A 14,913-nucleotide genomic window follows, 5' to 3' on the forward strand; every position below is an offset into this window, starting at 1 on the left:
AGCGGCGGGCAATAAGGAATCCACATGAACATCAAGCCCAAAACTGCCGTTTTGGCCATCCTTACCCTGTCAACGATCGGTTTGGCAACCGCCAAAGCGCCTGATATCGATCCTGCCCGCATCGACAGCATGGTTGCCGAAGTATTGAGACAGGCCGACCAGCATCCCAACCAGACTGCCAAACCCGATGGTCAGGCAATCCGCAAAGATGTGGTTACACGCTTGCAGACTTTGGAAATCTTGAAAAATGAAGCCTTTAAAGCTGGTTTGGACAAAGATGCGGAAGTGCAGAATCAATTCAAAAACGTTGAAGCTGAGTTCTATGCCAACCAATACGCTGCTTATCTAGAACGTCAAACCGCAGTTGACGATGCCGAGTTGCGCCGTTTCTACGACCAGCAAACACGCATTATCAAGCTGCAACAAGTCAGCTTTGCCTCAGCCGACGAAGTACGCGCCGCGCAAGAACTGCTACTCAAAGGCTTGTCATTCGAAGAGCTGATGAAGCGCTATCCTAACCCAGAACAAGAATTTGACGGCTTCATTTCTCCGCAACAGCTCCCCCCCCAACTGGCCGTTGCTTTTGCCGACATGAACCGGGGCGATGTAACGCACGAGCCGATTCAAATGGAAAACCGTTTTTATCTGTTTAAACTCAGTGCAGTAGAGCATGATCCGAATGCCGAACCTTTCGAGCTGGTACGCAACCAAATTGCCCAAGCAGTCAAACGGCAAAAAGTTAATAATCAGATCGAACGCATCTTAAAAGAAAACGGCATTAATCCGTAAATTGATTCAATGGTTTCAGGCCGTCTGAAACCATACTCCAATCCAAAGGGCGTGTCTTTTACGCCCTTTTTTACAAACTTCTTTTATTCAAAACATCATGCGCGCCGTTATTCAAAAAGTTACCCAAGCCAAAGTTGACGTTTTGTCCGAAAACTCCCGCGAAACCTGCGGAAAAATCGATAACGGATTTATGATATTACTCGGTGTTACCCACGCCGACACGGAAGCAGACGCCAAATACATTGCGGATAAAACCGCCAACCTGCGCATCTTTGAAGACGAAAACGGCAAATTAAATTTATCGCTCAAAGATGTCAGCGGCTCGATATTATTAGTTTCCCAATTTACTCTTTACGCCGATGCGCGCAGCGGCCGCCGTCCGTCCTTCTCCAATGCTGCCCCTGCCGAACAAGCGGATAAACTTTATCAATATACCGCGCAACTTTTACGCGAACATGGACTGACTGTCGAAACCGGCAGATTCCAAACCCATATGCAGGTATCCCTTTGCAATGACGGGCCGGTTACCTTATTGCTTGATTCGCAAAAAACATTCTAAATCTCATCAAAAAAGGCCGTCTGAAAGATTTCAGACGGCCTTTTCATTTCTGTTCATTATTAAATCAAGCCTTGCGCTTTTACCCAGTTCACAATATCTGCCTCAACGGCTTCAGGCGAACCCGGATTATCGATTTTGACACCGTACTCATCCGCACCCAGCTCTTCCAAAATCTCCAGCTGCGAATCCAGCATTCCGGCTTTCATATAATGCCCCTGGCGCGACAGCATACGTTCGAGATTGATTGCTTGAGGCGGAGTCAGATGGATAAAAGCCACCTTTCCTTCCGCACCACGCAGAATATCTCGATAGTGATGTTTGAGTGCGGAACAAGTAACGATGGAATATTTTTCCCCGTTTTTTGCCTGCTCCGTCATCCAGTCACGCAAATTGCCCAGCCAAGGATAGCGGTCTTCATCCGTCAGCGGAATACCGGCACCCATTTTGTCGCGGTTGGCTTGGGTATGGAAATCATCGCCTTCGGCATAGGGACATTGATCAAAATATTTTTGCAATGAGAGTGCGGCAGTGGTTTTACCGCAACCGCACACGCCCATCATGACAAAATGTGTCGTCATTTTTCTACTCCTTGTTTATCTGGATTTTAACGGTATTTGAAAACAGGCGGATTGTGTTATCTCAAAAACACTATCCGCCGGCCGTTTTCGATTAAACCAAGATAAACAACACTGACGATAAAGCAAAACCGATGAGTGCGATAAGTGTTTGGTTAACCGTCCATGTCTTCAAGGTCGTCGGCACATCCATATCCAACAGACGGCCGACAAGCCAGAAGCCTGAGTCGTTAAAGTGGCTGCAACCGACGGAACCCGCCGCCGTCGCCAATACCACGCAAGTAATCTGCCAATCGCTGAAACCTGCCGCCGCAACGGCCGGTGCCATCAATGCGGCAGCGGTAGTCAATGCAACAGTCGCAGAACCTTGTGCAATACGCAAAGCCAAAGCCACCAAGAAACAGCCCAGCAAAACAGGAATACCCAAGTCCGCCATGCTGTCTGCCAAAGCCTTACCGATACCGGAGGCACGCAACACGCCGCCGAACATACCGCCCGCACCGGTAATTAAAATGACCGAACAAACCGGACCCAATGCGCCATCGATGGTTTTCTCCAAAGCGCTGGCTTTTTCGCCACGTTTACTGCCCAATACATACAGGGCTACCAAAACAGAAATCAGCAAAGCAATCGGTGTCGAACCGAGCATTCGTGCAAACTGCACCCAGCCTTCATCCGCACTGACCATTTTCTCGCTGATCAGAGTAGACAAACCAGTATTCAAGAAAATCAACAACATAGGAATCAGCATAATGCCGATGACCGTAGATGCCTTTGCAGGCGCTTTCGGTTGGTCGTTATCTTGTGTACCACCACTGATCAGATCAGGAACGGGTACATGAATGCTGCGACCCAAAACTTTACCCAATAAATAGCCGCTGAAATACCAAGTAATCAAGGTAACCGGCAAACCCAAAATCAGCAGTTGACCGATGTTTGCACCATAAAATTCAGAAGCGGCAATCGGGCCGGGATGAGGCGGCAGGAAAACGTGCATGACAGAAAATGCGCCAATAGATGCCAACGCATAGGGCAAAACAGTTTGCTTCATGCGGCGTGCCGTTGCAAACACAATCGGCAACATCACCACCAAGCCGGCATCAAAGAAAATCGGAAAACCGAAAATCAAAGAAGCCACGCCTAAGGCAAACGGCGCACGTTTTTCACCAAAAATCCGAATCAGCGCATCCGCCAAAGACTGGGCACCGCCGGAAGTTTCCACCAAACGGCCGAGCATTGCGCCCAAACCGACCAGCAACGCCACGCTGCCGAGCGTGCCGCCAAAGTTTTTGACCAATACATCATTAACAATGCTGCCCATAGGCAGGCCTGTTACGATAGCAGTCAGCAAACTGACCAATACCAACGTCAGCAAAGCATGAACACGTAGTTTCACAATTAAAATCAAAATCAGCAAAATTGCCGCCGCTGCAATACCGAGCAAGGTACCGGCACTCAGCGTTTGAGTCCAACCATCCATTTTGAAGCCTTTCTCTGTAAGAAAAATACAAATTTATTAATGTTTTTTAACATATATGAATACGATAACACATTTACCCATGAAATCGTACGGCTGAATCCGGCCAAAATATAAACACCTATTTTTCCAAACCCTTTTTGTAAGATGCTTGAAAATAAGGAGGACAAAGAAAAACAAGAACAATAAAAAGGCCGTCTGAAAAGTAGTTTATTTTCAGACGGCCTGACATTACGCTTCTCAATAAGATAGAAACAGATGGCTTTTTTCAATGATCTGAAACCAAGCCCCTCGGTTATACCTTAGTAAAAATTACCTCGTTTTCCAAACGTGATTTCGGCAATTTGGCATTAAAATCATCTTCGGCGCGATAGCCAAATGCAACAACGGCAACAGCACGATAACCTTTTTCAGCCAAACCAAATTCTTGATCCAAAACAGTCATATCCACCCCTTCCAACGGAACGGCATCCACCCCCAAGGCCGCGGCGGCAAACAGGGTAAAGCCCAAATTAATATGAACTTGTCTCGACAACCATTGGGTTTCGTCTTGCATTTGGTCGCGGTGGATACCCAAGAAAGTGCGGCGCGCATTATCGCCCATTTGCTTATTTTCGGCCGTAGCAAAACGTCCGTCTTTATCTTCCTGTTCCAACACGCCTGCCAAATAGTCATCATCGGCATGCACCCGCGCCGCAAATACGATTACATGTGAAGCGTTGATGATTTTGGGCAGGTTGTACGGAAAATTTTCTGCAGATTTGGCTACCCGTGCTTTCCCTGCTTCATTATCTGTAATCACAAAATGCCAAGGTTGGATATTGACGCTGGAAGGACTGTAGCGCAGTGCCGCTTCGATTTGGGCAAAATCTTCGGCTGAAATTTTTTTGGAGGCATCAAAAGATTTGGTGCTGTAACGTTTTTGTACGATATCCTGAACATTCATCATGTTGTTCCTTAAAATTTAAAACTGTCATAAACACAAAGGCCGTCTGAAAAATCCTTCAGACGGCCTTTATTCTCAAATTTCCGCCGGCGGCTGCGGTGTATCCTCATCTTCCTGCTGCGTTTTGTCCTTGGCAAAACGGCTGAACCAAATGCCGGCTTCGTAGAGCAGAATCAACGGAACGGCAAGCAGGGTTTGGGAAATTACGTCAGGCGGCGTGATGATTGCGGCCACGATAAACGCCCCCACGATAACATACGGACGGGCGTTCTTAAGCTGAGCGGTCGAAACAATGCCCATTTTTGCAAGCAACACCACAACGACGGGCACTTCAAACGTCGTACCGAATGCGACAAACATGCCCAAAATAAAGGACAGGTATTTGTCGATATCGGTCGCCATATTGACGCCGACAGGGGTTACACCGGCCAAGAATTTGAAAATAACGGGAAACACCAGAAAATAGGCAAACGCCATACCGACGAAGAAAAGCGTTACGCTGGACAACACCAGCGGCGTAATCAAACGCTTTTCGTTTTGGTATAAGGCCGGGGCGACAAACGCCCAGACTTGATACAGCGTGTGCGGCAAGGACAGCAGAAACGCCGCCATCAAGGTAACCTTGACCGGCACAAAAAACGGCGCGATCACATCGGTCGCAATCATACTGGTATCTTTAGGCAGATTGGCCATCAATGGTTCGGCAACAAAAGTATAGAGCTGCTGGGCAAACGGCATCATACCCAAGAAGCAGACGACGATGCCGATGACGATCCACATCATGCGGCGGCGCAGCTCGAGAAGATGCTCGATAAGCGGTTGGACGGGTTGTTCGTGTTGAGGTTCGGACACCGGTTGACTCACTTTTTACTTACGGACGCGCAGTTTGGGTTTGGCGTGGAATTTCGGGCGCATATCGCGCTTGCGGCTCATCGCCTGCTTACGCAGAGATGTCGTATGCAGCGGAGGAACATCGGCGGCAGGGGCTTCGACATAGCTGACTTCAACCGCCGGAGCAGGGGAAACCGATGCGGTCAAATACTCACGCCAAGCGCGGTCTTGCTCGGACTCGGCATTTTCAGCCCCGGCAGGCTCTTGGGTTTGCACTACCCCACCCTCTTCAGGAACTTGGGCCGCACTTTCATTTTCAGTGCTGCTTGAAGCCAAATCAGGCAGAGGATTACCGAACTCGTCCACACCAAAATCAGCTGGCGTTTTTTGTTCGGGCAGGCGTTCCCACGGCTTGAGGCCGTCTGAAATATCATTCAGATTTTTTTGTGCATCGTCGCCCAAGTCTTTGATACCGTCGCGAAACTCCGAAGCGGCGGCTTCAAATTCCTGCTTGACTTTGCGCAATTCATCCAACTCAGCCTGAGTATTGAGCTCCTGCTTGACGTTGTTGACGAAGCCTTGCAATTTACCGACCAAACGCCCGGCCGTGCGCGCGGCTTGCGGCAGACGTTCGGGGCCTAACACTATCAGGGCGACAACGCCGACCAGCAGCAATTCGCCCAAACCGAAATCAAACATGGATTATGCTTTGTCTTCGTCTTTTTTGTGTTCGATGACTTCGTCTTTTTTGGCATCTTTGCCGTCTGTACCTTCGTTCAGGCCTTGTTTGAAGTCATGCACTGCACCGCCGAGGTCTTTGCCGACGTTGCGCAGTTTTTTGGTACCGAATACCAAAACGACGATAATCAGTACGATAATCCAGTGCCAAAGAGAGAAGCTACCCATGATAAATCCTTGAATTTGTTTAATTTAAAAAGAGATAATAATTATGCGGGCGTACCCATGATATGGATATGCAGGTGGAAGACTTCCTGTCCGCCGCCTTTGCCTGTGTTGATCAGGGTTTTGAAACCGTCAGTCAAACCTGCCTCTTGGGCGATTTGAGGGACTTTCAACATCATTTTACCCAACAGGGTTTGATGTTCGGCAGTGGCGTGTGCCAGTGAATCGAAGTGTACTTTCGGAATCAGCAGCAGATGTACCGGCGCGGCAGGGCGGATGTCTTTGAAACAAAGCATCTCATCGTCTTCGTAAACGGTTTGTGCCGGAATATCTTTAGCGGCGATTTTGCAGAAAATACAATTATCCATAATGGCTCCAATGGCCGTCTGAAAACGGGTGCAACGGGTTTCGCTAAACAAAGTGAAATCGTTTTTGCCCCAAGAGACGGATTCTGAAACAGGTCAAATACGGGATTGTAATATAAATTCAAGATTCTTTGCGAGAAGCTTTTTCCACCAATCCCGACAAACCTTGACGGCGCGCAAGCTCGTTGACCACATCTTCGGCGCGCAATCCGTGATGCGCCAATAAAACCATGGTGTGAAACCACAAATCCGCCACTTCGTAAACCAAATGTTCGCCGCCGCCATCTTTAGAAGCCATCAAGGTTTCACCCGCTTCCTCGATGACTTTTTTCAAAATCTTGTCTTCGCCTTTGTGCAAAAGTTGGGCAACGTAAGAAGCATCGGGATCGCCGCCTTTGCGCGAATTGATGACGTTTTGGATTTGGGTAAGGATGGTATCGGTCATGGTCGGTTTCTCTTATTTCTTTCAGACGGTCTTAAGGATGTTTATGTCCGTAAATCGCCTCTTCGTCTTTCAACACGGCATCGACTGTCTGCCATGCGCCGTCTTGCCAAACTTTGTAAAAACAGCTTTCGCGCCCGGTATGACAGGCAATGCCGCCGTTTTGTTCAATCAACATAACCACCGCGTCGCCGTCGCAATCCAGGCGCAATTCGTGTACTTTTTGCGTATGTCCGGACTCTTCGCCCTTCATCCATTGTTTTTGGCGGGAACGGCTGTAATAGTGGGCAAAACCGGTTTCTACGGTTTTTTGCAGGGCTTCTGCGTTCATCCAGGCAACCATCAGCACACGGTGTGTCTGCCAATCTTGGGCAATCGCGCAAACCAAACCTTTTTCATCAAATTTTACGGCATTCAGCAGCGTTTCGTTTATATTCGACATTCGCGTTTTCTCCCATATTTTTCAGACGGCCTTTGGATAGCAATCACAAACGCACTTCGATTCCTGCTTTGCGCATGGCCAGTTTTGCTTCGCGGATACTCGCTTCGCCAAAGTGAAAAATACTGGCGGCCAATACCGCATCGGCCTTCCCTTCTTTAATACCGTCCACCAAGTGTTGAACCGAACCGACGCCGCCGGAAGCAATGACCGGAATATCGACCGCTTCACTGACCGCACGTGTCAAAGGCAGGTTGAAACCTTGCTTGGTGCCGTCCCGGTCCATGCTGGTCAGCAAAATCTCGCCTGCACCGCGCCGCTGCATTTCGACAGCCCATTCCACCGCGTCCAAACCGGTCGGATTACGTCCGCCGTGGGTAAAGATTTCCCAACGGGTGTTTTCAGGGTTGACCGCTTTGGCATCCACGGCAACAACAATCGCCTGAGAACCAAAAAAACCGGCCGCTTCGTTGACCAAATCAGGATTGGTTACGGCAGCCGTATTGATGCTGGCCTTATCGGCACCGGCATTGAGCAGGCGGCGGATATCGGCAACCGTACGCACACCGCCGCCGACTGTCAACGGAATAAAAACTTGCGAAGCGACCGCCTCGATAACGTGCAAAATAGTATCGCGGTTGTCGCTGGAAGCGGTGATGTCCAAAAAGGTCAACTCATCCGCACCTTCATCATTGTAGCGTTTGGCAACGTCAACCGGATTGCCTGCATCGCGCAAACCCAAAAAGTTGACGCCTTTTACCACTCGGCCGTCTTTTACATCCAGACAAGGAATAATTCGTTTTGCCAATGCCATACCCAATACCTCTTATCCGTTATCAGGCCGTCTGAAACCGTCAGGCCAAAAATTTGCCCAACCAATCCGGCAAATGTTGCAACAGCTGAAAATAACCGATACCGGCCATCATCGCCAACACGCAGGAAATAATAAAATTGCTGTCGATACGGCCGACAATGGCGAAAATCAACCCGGCAAATGCCCATATTATCCCGTTGAAAATCATCCAATAGGTATCGATAATCGGCAAATCAAACGCCGTCAGCTGCCGCAATATCACTGCAATCAGTGTAAACCACAAACTTTCGCTTAGCGGATACACTTCTCGGTCAGATGACCAGATAATCCAAAAACCCAAAACAAACGCTTCAAGCATACTAATCCCTTAATAAAATATCGATTGGGTTGTTTTTATAATTATTTCAAACAGATATAAACCCATGACCTATACAGGCAATCCCTTTGAGTGAATTTTTGTGTGCTGCGTCAGCCGCTGCGTTTTAATGGCCTGTAAGGTCTTATCCGCATAATCCGACACACTTAAGCCAAAGAATCGGCCAGTTTTTGCGCCTGTGCAAAATCAATGCTTCCCTCGTAAATTGCACGGCCGGTAATCGCACCGCTCACGCCTTCTTTTTCGACGGCACACAATGCGCGAATATCATCCAAATTCGTCAAACCGCCGGAAGCGATAATCGGGATATTCACGGATTGAGCCAATTTGACGGTAGCTTCGATATTCACGCCGCTCATCATGCCGTCGCGGCCGATATCGGTGTAAATAATGCTGTTGACGCCATCATCTTCAAAACGTTGGGCCAAATCGACAACATGATGTTCCGTTACCGTTGCCCAACCGTCTATCGCCACCATACCGTCTTTGGCATCCAAGCCGACGATAATCTGCCCCGGAAATTCCTTGCATGCTTCGCGCACAAATTCAGGATTTTTTACCGCAGCCGTGCCGATAATCACATCAGTCAGCCCCAAATCCAAATACTTTTCAATGGTTTCCAAATCACGGATGCCGCCGCCAAGCTGTACCGAAATATCTTTGGCCTCGGCGGCCAAAATTTCTTTAATCGCCGGAAAATTTTGAGGAACGCCTGCGAATGCGCCGTTCAAATCAACCAAATGCAAACGGCGTGCACCTTGGTTGCGCCAATGCAAAGCCATCTCTGCCGGCGAATCGGAAAACACCGTCGCCTGCTCCATCAAACCTTGTTTTAAGCGGACACAACGTCCTTCTTTTAAATCAATGGCAGGTATCAACAGCATTTTTTTCTCCTCTATTCAGTTTCAGTATATTTTACACAAATTAGCGATTTTTAGCAGATTTATGTTAAAAACCTCAAATCTGCCAATTTAAAAAATTCCGCAGCAGCAATAATCCTGCCTGATGGCTTTTTTCCGTGTGAAACTGTGTGGCAAACACATTGTCCTTACCGACAATGCAGGCAAATTTATTCGGATATTCGCTGACACCTAAAACAATCTCTTCATTTTTCGGCGCAAAATAATAGCTGTGAACAAAATAAAAATACTCGTTCTGCCCAATGTCTTGAAACAAAGGATGCGGGCGGGTTTGACGTACCGTATTCCAGCCCATATGCGGCACTTTCAGACGGCCTCCTTGCGCATCGGTCTGATTGGGCAAAAACCGTTTTACTTGGCCTTCAAACCAACCCAAACCATCCGTATCGCCTTCTTCGCTGTGTTCAAACAATAATTGCGCACCTACGCAAATTCCAAAAAACGGCTTGTTTTTCAGGCCGTCTGAAACCGCCTCGCCCAAACCGCTGGCCTTCAGCGCAGACATACAGTCCGGCATGGCGCCCTGCCCCGGAAAGATAACCTTATCCGCCGCCATCACTTCTTCGGGTTGCGAAGTCAGATAAACCTCGGCATTTTGCTTGGATAAGACCTGCGCCGCCTGAACGGATTTCAACACTGAATGCAGGTTTCCCATTCCATAATCGACAATCGCTACTTTCATTGCTTCTCCTCAGGCCGTCTGAACCATTTAATGATTAATATAATAATAAGAATGATTGTAGCAAAAGATGGTTTAAAACAAAATATTGCCACTATACAAAACGAATAATAAAAGGCCGTCTGAAATCCCAATCGATTTCAGACGGCCTTTATCCATTCAAACGCTGCCTTATTCTTCTGATGCGGCTTCTGCTTCTTCTTGAACAGATTCTTCGCTCAGCGTGCCTTTGGTAGAAGGCGTTTGACCAATCATGCGCGGATCGTATTCCACTGCCATGCGCAGGGCGCGGCCGAAGGCTTTGAAAACGGTCTCGGCTTGATGGTGCGCATTACGGCCGCTCAAGTTATCGATGTGCAAGGTCATCATGCTGTGGTTCACAAGGCCGTGGAAAAATTCTTCAAACAAATCGACGTCAAAACGGCCGATCAGGGCGCGGGTAAAGTCGATGTTGTATACCAAACCGGGGCGGCCGGAAAGGTCGATGACCACACGGCTCAATGCTTCATCCAGCGGAACATAGGCATGGCCGTAACGGGTAATGCCGGCTTTATTGCCAAGCGCTTGTTTCAGGGCTTGACCCAATACGATACCGATATCTTCAACGGTGTGATGGTCGTCAATGTGCAAATCGCCTTTGCAGGTAATATCCAGGTCAATCAAACCGTGACGCGCTACTTGGGCAAGCATATGCTCAAGGAAAGGAACACCGATGTCAAAGCGGTATTTGCCAGTACCGTCAAGATTGAGGCTGACGGTGATTTGGGTTTCGCTGGTATTGCGGGTAACGGTAACAAAACGGCCCTCGGTTGAAACACCAGCATCTGCCGCTTCGGCGGTTTGTTTTTCCAAACGCGCCGCTTCAACCGCTGTTGCTTTTTCTTGGTCTTTGCTGTGATCACGGTTCAGCCAGCCTTTGCGTTTGTGCATGCCGGATTCCAACTTCGCAGCCAGGCTCGGACGGATGCCGCGCGCAGACTCGTCGCCTGCTTGTTGTTCCAAACGGCGTTTGAGCTGAGACAAAGAGGCGGAATTTTCATAACCGCACGCGCGTGCGAGTTTGGTCAATGAGCCGGCTTCTTCAACCAGTAACAGAAAATTGGTCAAATGCAGTTGAGCTTTGTTCATGATAATAGTTCCTTGAAATCAAAGATTAGAGTAAAGGTTTTTAATAACGGCCAAGACGGCATCATTTTGCGCTGCCGAGCCTATGGTTATGCGGACACACTGATCCAAAAGCGGATGGCTTCCATGCAGTTTTTTAATCAGTATGCGGTTTTGCTTCAATGTTTCAAACAGTTCGTCCGCATCAGGAACGCGAACGGTAATAAAGTTGGCTTCGCTTGGGAAAACTTCCAAACGGTTTAATTTCAACAATTCATTCATTACGCGCGAACGCTCGTTTTTTAATGTATCTATGTTTTGCTGAATGATTGGATGATGTTTCAATGAGAATTTCGCCGCCGCCAAGCTTAATTGATTCATATTGTAAGGAGGTAGGATTTTAGCCAGCTCTCCAATAATGCCCGGGCTTGCCGCCGCATACCCCATCCGCAATCCGGCAAAGCCGATTTTGCTGATGGTACGCATTACGACCAGATTTTCAATTTCTCCCGCCCACGGAAGGAAACTGTCATGATGAAACGCGCCATATGCCTCATCAACAACCACAATGCCGGTTGCCGCGCGAACAACCGCCTCTACTTCTTCTCGTTTAAAGCACACGCCGGTAGGGTTATTGGGATAGGCAATAAAAATTAATGACGGCTGATGTTGCTCAATCGCGGACAAAACGGCATGAAGATTTAAAGTGAAGTCCGGATTTAAGGGAACGCCGACATATTCCATGCCATAAAGCGCGGCATTATGACGATACATAACAAAACTCGGCTCAATACCCAATACACAAGCATTGGGTTTGGCAACCAGCATGGTCAAAAACTGGATAAGCTCGTCGGAACCGTTGCCCAATGCGATTTCCGCCTTGCCGGGAATACCGAAGACTTCCCTTAATTCTTCATAAATCCCGCTCTTGGCCGTATGAGGATACAAATGAATCGGGGCTTCTTTTACTATATCCGCCCATTCTGACAACAAAGATTCATATCCGGCGAAAGGATGATGCGGACACTCCATGGCGTCCAACTTAATAAAACCTTCCGGCAAATCGGCAACCTGATAAGCTGTCATTACTTTAATATCATCACGGATAACATCAGCAACGCGATTCATGGTTATCTTATCCTCCTAAGATAAAGCATTTATAATAATAGCACAATTATTATTAGAAAAATATATTAATAAGACTATAAAACAGGATAAAGTTTCATTAATTTAAAGAAAAACAATAAATTCTTTCTTGAATATCCTTAAGCAATATTCTTGGCTTCCCCCGCATTTTTAGCGGTATAATTTCAAGTTTTCCAGTACGGCTTACGCCCTTTATATCGTGAACAATACACGCTCCCCGTTACCTTATCTCGCAACTTCCATAAGTCTTATCCTTTTGATTTTGCTTTCCTTATCATGGGAATTATGGATCGCGCCATTGCGCGAAGGCGGCTCATGGCTGGCATTGAAAGCCCTGCCTTTGTGCCTGCCGTTGACTGGCATTTTGAAAAAACGCATCTACACTTACCAATACAGCTCCATGCTGATTCTGATTTACTTTGCCGAAGCCTGTATGCGCCTGGCAGACACGGCTCTCGCCAGCCGGATTTGCGCCGCCGTTTCCGTATTATTGTGCATTGCCTTTTTCCTCGGCTGCCTTGCATTTATCAAACAACAAAAACACACATTAAAATGACCTACCACACACTTTCAGACGGCCTGGCCGAATCTTCAGTAAAAACCTTTTGGCCTTTATGGCTCAGCTTTATTTGGATTTGCGCCATCCCTTTTCTTTCACTCTACCGAGTCGGCCCATTGCCCAGCTTTTATCTGGAAGCCATTTCACTGAGCGGTTCATTGGTACTGACATTGATTAGCGCACACAAAGGCCTGCTGAATACCCGCCTTCCCGCACTCAGTATCGGTTTGTTTGCCATGGCTGCATTTTGGTCGCTCCAAGCGCGCTTCATGCATTCCACCTACCCCGGTATGAGCGACATCACTGCCTGGACCTTTGTCATTTTGGCACTGGGCGCATGGTCGGTTCGCGGCTGGGTAACGGCCTACGGACAAGAACGCGTCGCCAGCATCTTTGCTTGGTCTTTATTGATAGGGGCAACCATACAGGCTGCCATCGTCTGGCTGCAATTTAAAGGCTGGTCCAACGTAGAATGGTTGAATGGCATCATTGCCCGAAGCAACGGCACCGTAAACGGCCAACTCGGCCAACGAAACCATTTGGGACATTATTTAATGTGGGGCATTTTGGCGGCGTCCTATTTATGGACGGCACGCAAAATGTCCAATGCAGCAGGTTTTCTGTTCGTATTGGCTTTGACTGCAACCCTCGGCCTGGTCAACTCACGCACCATCTTAGGCTACATCGCCGCCCTATTCCTGATTACGCCGTTATGGTTTTGGCGTACCCGTTTCCAATACAAACGCGCACTGTGCATTTTCCTTCTGACCGCCATCCTGGCCGCCGCTTTCCAATTCGGTATGGGCAGCCTGTTGGACTTGTTTGGCAACGTCAAATACGAAACCGCTGTCGAACGCGCAGGCACCAGCGGTTTTGAAGGTTCCATGCGCCAAATCGAATGGAGCAAGGCATGGATTGCCTTTCAATCCGCACCTTGGTTCGGCCACGGCTGGAACAGCTTTGCCCAGCAAACCTTCCTGATCAATGCCCAACAACAATACTTCCCCAACAACATCCTCGGCGTACTGTTCACCCATTCGCACAACATCGTTATGCAGTTATTGTCCGAAATGGGCATTGCCGGCACCTTGCTCGCAGCCTTAACCCTGCTTGCAGCCGTGTGGCGACTGTTGGGCCGCAACCAAACACCGGCCTCGCTGTTTTTACTGACTGCCGCCGCCGTCAGCCTTTGCCACAGCATGCTTGAATATCCGCTTTGGTATATTTACTTCCTCACCGTATTCAGCCTGATTTTGTCGTTGACACCCTCTTATCCGAAAGATGTTTCAGACGGCCCTTTATCTACCCGAATCAGACAATGGGCAGGCGGTATAGCCGCTTTATCGATTTTAATCGGCATGGCAAACCTCAGCTGGGAATATCAAAATCTGACCCAATATAGCCGTGTAGGGAAAACCGATGATCAGCAAACGGTTCAAAACAAAATCGACGGCTTGCAACGACTTTCCAAAGAAAGCCCCATGCTTGCCTATTACGCCGATTTGAGCTTGAGCAAACGTGCAGATCCGACCGATGCCTACATCCGTCCGTGGGCGGAAGAAGCCGCACTCAAAGCCCTGACCTACCGCCCCTACTCCAGCGCCTACCAAGTCGGCCTTTACCTCTACCGGCAAGGCAAAAAAGAAGAAGGTGCGCAATGGATGCAGGCAATGCAATATTATTACCCTTATATGATGTATTTCTACGCCGACAAAATACGCAGCCACCCGGCATTCGCCCCCTTGCTGCCCAAACTTTTGTCCGATTGCAAAGATTTCATCAATGCACCGAAACACCAAACCGCCCAATCATGCGACAAACCCTGAACAAAACACACCCAATTGTCAGTTTGTCCTTACAGGCCGTCTGAAAATGTAAAGAGCAGCGAGTTTCTATGCAAAAAAGCGCAAAAGCACAGAAAATTACGCTATCAACAAAAGCAGATTGCATGTTAAGATTGAACACAACTCTATTTTAAGCGCCGTACTG

Annotated in this window: 19 protein-coding genes; 4 read left to right on the top strand and 15 right to left on the bottom strand. The window is 48.2% G+C overall.

What is annotated here, in order from left to right:
• The first annotated feature begins 24 nt into the window (after nt 1–24).
• Nucleotides 25–789, top strand: a complete 765-nt coding sequence (locus tag HMPREF2596_RS05220; protein ID WP_070850078.1) for a peptidyl-prolyl cis-trans isomerase — start codon at nt 25–27, stop codon at nt 787–789.
• A 97-nt stretch (nt 790–886) separates the two neighbouring features.
• The gene (gene dtd, locus HMPREF2596_RS05225) at nt 887–1,348 is read left to right on the top strand and encodes a D-aminoacyl-tRNA deacylase (RefSeq protein ID WP_070850080.1); all 462 of its coding nucleotides are present in this window, start codon (nt 887–889) and stop codon (nt 1,346–1,348) included.
• Nucleotides 1,349–1,407: 59 nt separating this feature from the next.
• Here dtd and HMPREF2596_RS05230 read toward each other — a convergent pair whose 3' ends face one another.
• The 15 genes from HMPREF2596_RS05230 to hisC form a co-directional block, all read right to left on the bottom strand.
• Nucleotides 1,408–1,926, bottom strand: a complete 519-nt coding sequence (locus HMPREF2596_RS05230) for a gluconokinase, GntK/IdnK-type (protein ID WP_070850082.1) — start codon at nt 1,924–1,926, stop codon at nt 1,408–1,410.
• A 91-nt stretch (nt 1,927–2,017) separates the two neighbouring features.
• A complete protein-coding gene (locus HMPREF2596_RS05235) occupies nt 2,018–3,403 on the bottom strand; it encodes a GntP family permease (RefSeq protein ID WP_049322781.1) in 1,386 nt (461 codons plus the stop codon).
• Nucleotides 3,404–3,695: 292 nt separating this feature from the next.
• Nucleotides 3,696–4,349, bottom strand: coding sequence for an oxygen-insensitive NAD(P)H nitroreductase (nfsB, locus tag HMPREF2596_RS05240; RefSeq protein ID WP_283140406.1), 654 nt, complete (start codon nt 4,347–4,349; stop codon nt 3,696–3,698).
• 72 nt (nt 4,350–4,421) lie between these two features.
• Entirely contained in the window at nt 4,422–5,198 is a 777-nt protein-coding gene (tatC, locus tag HMPREF2596_RS05245) for a twin-arginine translocase subunit TatC (protein ID WP_070850086.1), read from the bottom strand.
• 15 nt (nt 5,199–5,213) lie between these two features.
• On the bottom strand, nt 5,214–5,876 hold the full coding sequence (gene tatB / locus HMPREF2596_RS05250) for a Sec-independent protein translocase protein TatB (RefSeq protein WP_070814815.1): 663 nt from the start codon (nt 5,874–5,876) through the stop codon (nt 5,214–5,216).
• 3 nt (nt 5,877–5,879) lie between these two features.
• Nucleotides 5,880–6,083, bottom strand: a complete 204-nt coding sequence (tatA, locus tag HMPREF2596_RS05255) for a Sec-independent protein translocase subunit TatA (protein WP_003679438.1) — start codon at nt 6,081–6,083, stop codon at nt 5,880–5,882.
• A 41-nt stretch (nt 6,084–6,124) separates the two neighbouring features.
• Nucleotides 6,125–6,448, bottom strand: a complete 324-nt coding sequence (locus HMPREF2596_RS05260) for a histidine triad nucleotide-binding protein (protein ID WP_003748648.1) — start codon at nt 6,446–6,448, stop codon at nt 6,125–6,127.
• Nucleotides 6,449–6,566: 118 nt separating this feature from the next.
• Nucleotides 6,567–6,890 carry a phosphoribosyl-ATP diphosphatase gene (locus tag HMPREF2596_RS05265; RefSeq protein WP_070850087.1) on the bottom strand — a complete coding sequence of 108 codons (324 nt, stop codon included), beginning with the start codon at nt 6,888–6,890 and terminating at the stop codon, nt 6,567–6,569.
• Between the two features lie 31 nt (nt 6,891–6,921).
• Nucleotides 6,922–7,320 carry a phosphoribosyl-AMP cyclohydrolase gene (gene hisI, locus HMPREF2596_RS05270; protein WP_100066640.1) on the bottom strand — a complete coding sequence of 133 codons (399 nt, stop codon included), beginning with the start codon at nt 7,318–7,320 and terminating at the stop codon, nt 6,922–6,924.
• 52 nt (nt 7,321–7,372) lie between these two features.
• A complete protein-coding gene (gene hisF / locus HMPREF2596_RS05275; protein WP_070850089.1) occupies nt 7,373–8,140 on the bottom strand; it encodes an imidazole glycerol phosphate synthase subunit HisF in 768 nt (255 codons plus the stop codon).
• Between the two features lie 40 nt (nt 8,141–8,180).
• Nucleotides 8,181–8,498: a hypothetical protein gene (locus HMPREF2596_RS05280; protein ID WP_036493171.1), complete on the bottom strand. Its 318-nt coding sequence runs from the start codon at nt 8,496–8,498 to the stop codon at nt 8,181–8,183.
• Nucleotides 8,499–8,662: 164 nt separating this feature from the next.
• Complete coding sequence (hisA, locus tag HMPREF2596_RS05285) at nt 8,663–9,400, bottom strand: 1-(5-phosphoribosyl)-5-[(5-phosphoribosylamino)methylideneamino]imidazole-4-carboxamide isomerase (protein ID WP_070850091.1); 738 nt, start codon at nt 9,398–9,400, stop codon at nt 8,663–8,665.
• Between the two features lie 73 nt (nt 9,401–9,473).
• Nucleotides 9,474–10,118 (bottom strand): imidazole glycerol phosphate synthase subunit HisH, encoded by a 645-nt coding sequence (gene hisH, locus HMPREF2596_RS05290; RefSeq protein ID WP_070850093.1) that lies wholly within the window; start codon nt 10,116–10,118, stop codon nt 9,474–9,476.
• 168 nt (nt 10,119–10,286) lie between these two features.
• Nucleotides 10,287–11,243, bottom strand: a complete 957-nt coding sequence (hisB, locus tag HMPREF2596_RS05295) for an imidazoleglycerol-phosphate dehydratase HisB (protein ID WP_070850094.1) — start codon at nt 11,241–11,243, stop codon at nt 10,287–10,289.
• An 18-nt stretch (nt 11,244–11,261) separates the two neighbouring features.
• Nucleotides 11,262–12,347, bottom strand: coding sequence for a histidinol-phosphate transaminase (gene hisC / locus HMPREF2596_RS05300; protein ID WP_070850096.1), 1,086 nt, complete (start codon nt 12,345–12,347; stop codon nt 11,262–11,264).
• Between the two features lie 217 nt (nt 12,348–12,564).
• Here hisC and HMPREF2596_RS05305 point away from each other — a divergent pair, with 217 nt between their 5' ends.
• On the top strand, nt 12,565–12,921 hold the full coding sequence (locus HMPREF2596_RS05305; RefSeq protein WP_070850098.1) for a DUF2069 domain-containing protein: 357 nt from the start codon (nt 12,565–12,567) through the stop codon (nt 12,919–12,921).
• Entirely contained in the window at nt 12,918–14,750 is a 1,833-nt protein-coding gene (locus HMPREF2596_RS05310) for a PglL family O-oligosaccharyltransferase (protein ID WP_070850100.1), read from the top strand. Before HMPREF2596_RS05305 ends, HMPREF2596_RS05310 begins: the two co-directional genes overlap by 4 nt.
• The last annotated feature ends 163 nt before the right edge of the window (nt 14,751–14,913 follow it).

Origin of the sequence: Neisseria sp. HMSC078C12, assembly GCF_001838065.1 — a bacterium.
Classification (GTDB): domain Bacteria; phylum Pseudomonadota; class Gammaproteobacteria; order Burkholderiales; family Neisseriaceae; genus Neisseria.

Bases quoted from the DNA above. Each gene is read 5' to 3' on its own strand.
- HMPREF2596_RS05220 (WP_070850078.1), top strand. From the start codon at position 25: ATGAACATCAAGCCCAAAACTGCCGTTTTGGCCATCCTTACCCTGTCA.
- dtd (WP_070850080.1), top strand. From the start codon at position 887: ATGCGCGCCGTTATTCAAAAAGTTACCCAAGCCAAAGTTGACGTTTTG.
- HMPREF2596_RS05230 (WP_070850082.1), bottom strand. From the start codon at position 1,926: ATGACGACACATTTTGTCATGATGGGCGTGTGCGGTTGCGGTAAAACC.
- HMPREF2596_RS05235 (WP_049322781.1), bottom strand. From the start codon at position 3,403: ATGGATGGTTGGACTCAAACGCTGAGTGCCGGTACCTTGCTCGGTATT.
- nfsB (WP_283140406.1), bottom strand. From the start codon at position 4,349: ATGATGAATGTTCAGGATATCGTACAAAAACGTTACAGCACCAAATCT.
- tatB (WP_070814815.1), bottom strand. From the start codon at position 5,876: ATGTTTGATTTCGGTTTGGGCGAATTGCTGCTGGTCGGCGTTGTCGCC.
- tatA (WP_003679438.1), bottom strand. From the start codon at position 6,083: ATGGGTAGCTTCTCTCTTTGGCACTGGATTATCGTACTGATTATCGTC.
- HMPREF2596_RS05260 (WP_003748648.1), bottom strand. From the start codon at position 6,448: ATGGATAATTGTATTTTCTGCAAAATCGCCGCTAAAGATATTCCGGCA.
- HMPREF2596_RS05265 (WP_070850087.1), bottom strand. From the start codon at position 6,890: ATGACCGATACCATCCTTACCCAAATCCAAAACGTCATCAATTCGCGC.
- hisF (WP_070850089.1), bottom strand. From the start codon at position 8,140: ATGGCATTGGCAAAACGAATTATTCCTTGTCTGGATGTAAAAGACGGC.
- HMPREF2596_RS05280 (WP_036493171.1), bottom strand. From the start codon at position 8,498: ATGCTTGAAGCGTTTGTTTTGGGTTTTTGGATTATCTGGTCATCTGAC.
- hisA (WP_070850091.1), bottom strand. From the start codon at position 9,400: ATGCTGTTGATACCTGCCATTGATTTAAAAGAAGGACGTTGTGTCCGC.
- hisH (WP_070850093.1), bottom strand. From the start codon at position 10,118: ATGAAAGTAGCGATTGTCGATTATGGAATGGGAAACCTGCATTCAGTG.
- hisB (WP_070850094.1), bottom strand. From the start codon at position 11,243: ATGAACAAAGCTCAACTGCATTTGACCAATTTTCTGTTACTGGTTGAA.
- hisC (WP_070850096.1), bottom strand. From the start codon at position 12,347: ATGAATCGCGTTGCTGATGTTATCCGTGATGATATTAAAGTAATGACA.
- HMPREF2596_RS05310 (WP_070850100.1), top strand. From the start codon at position 12,918: ATGACCTACCACACACTTTCAGACGGCCTGGCCGAATCTTCAGTAAAA.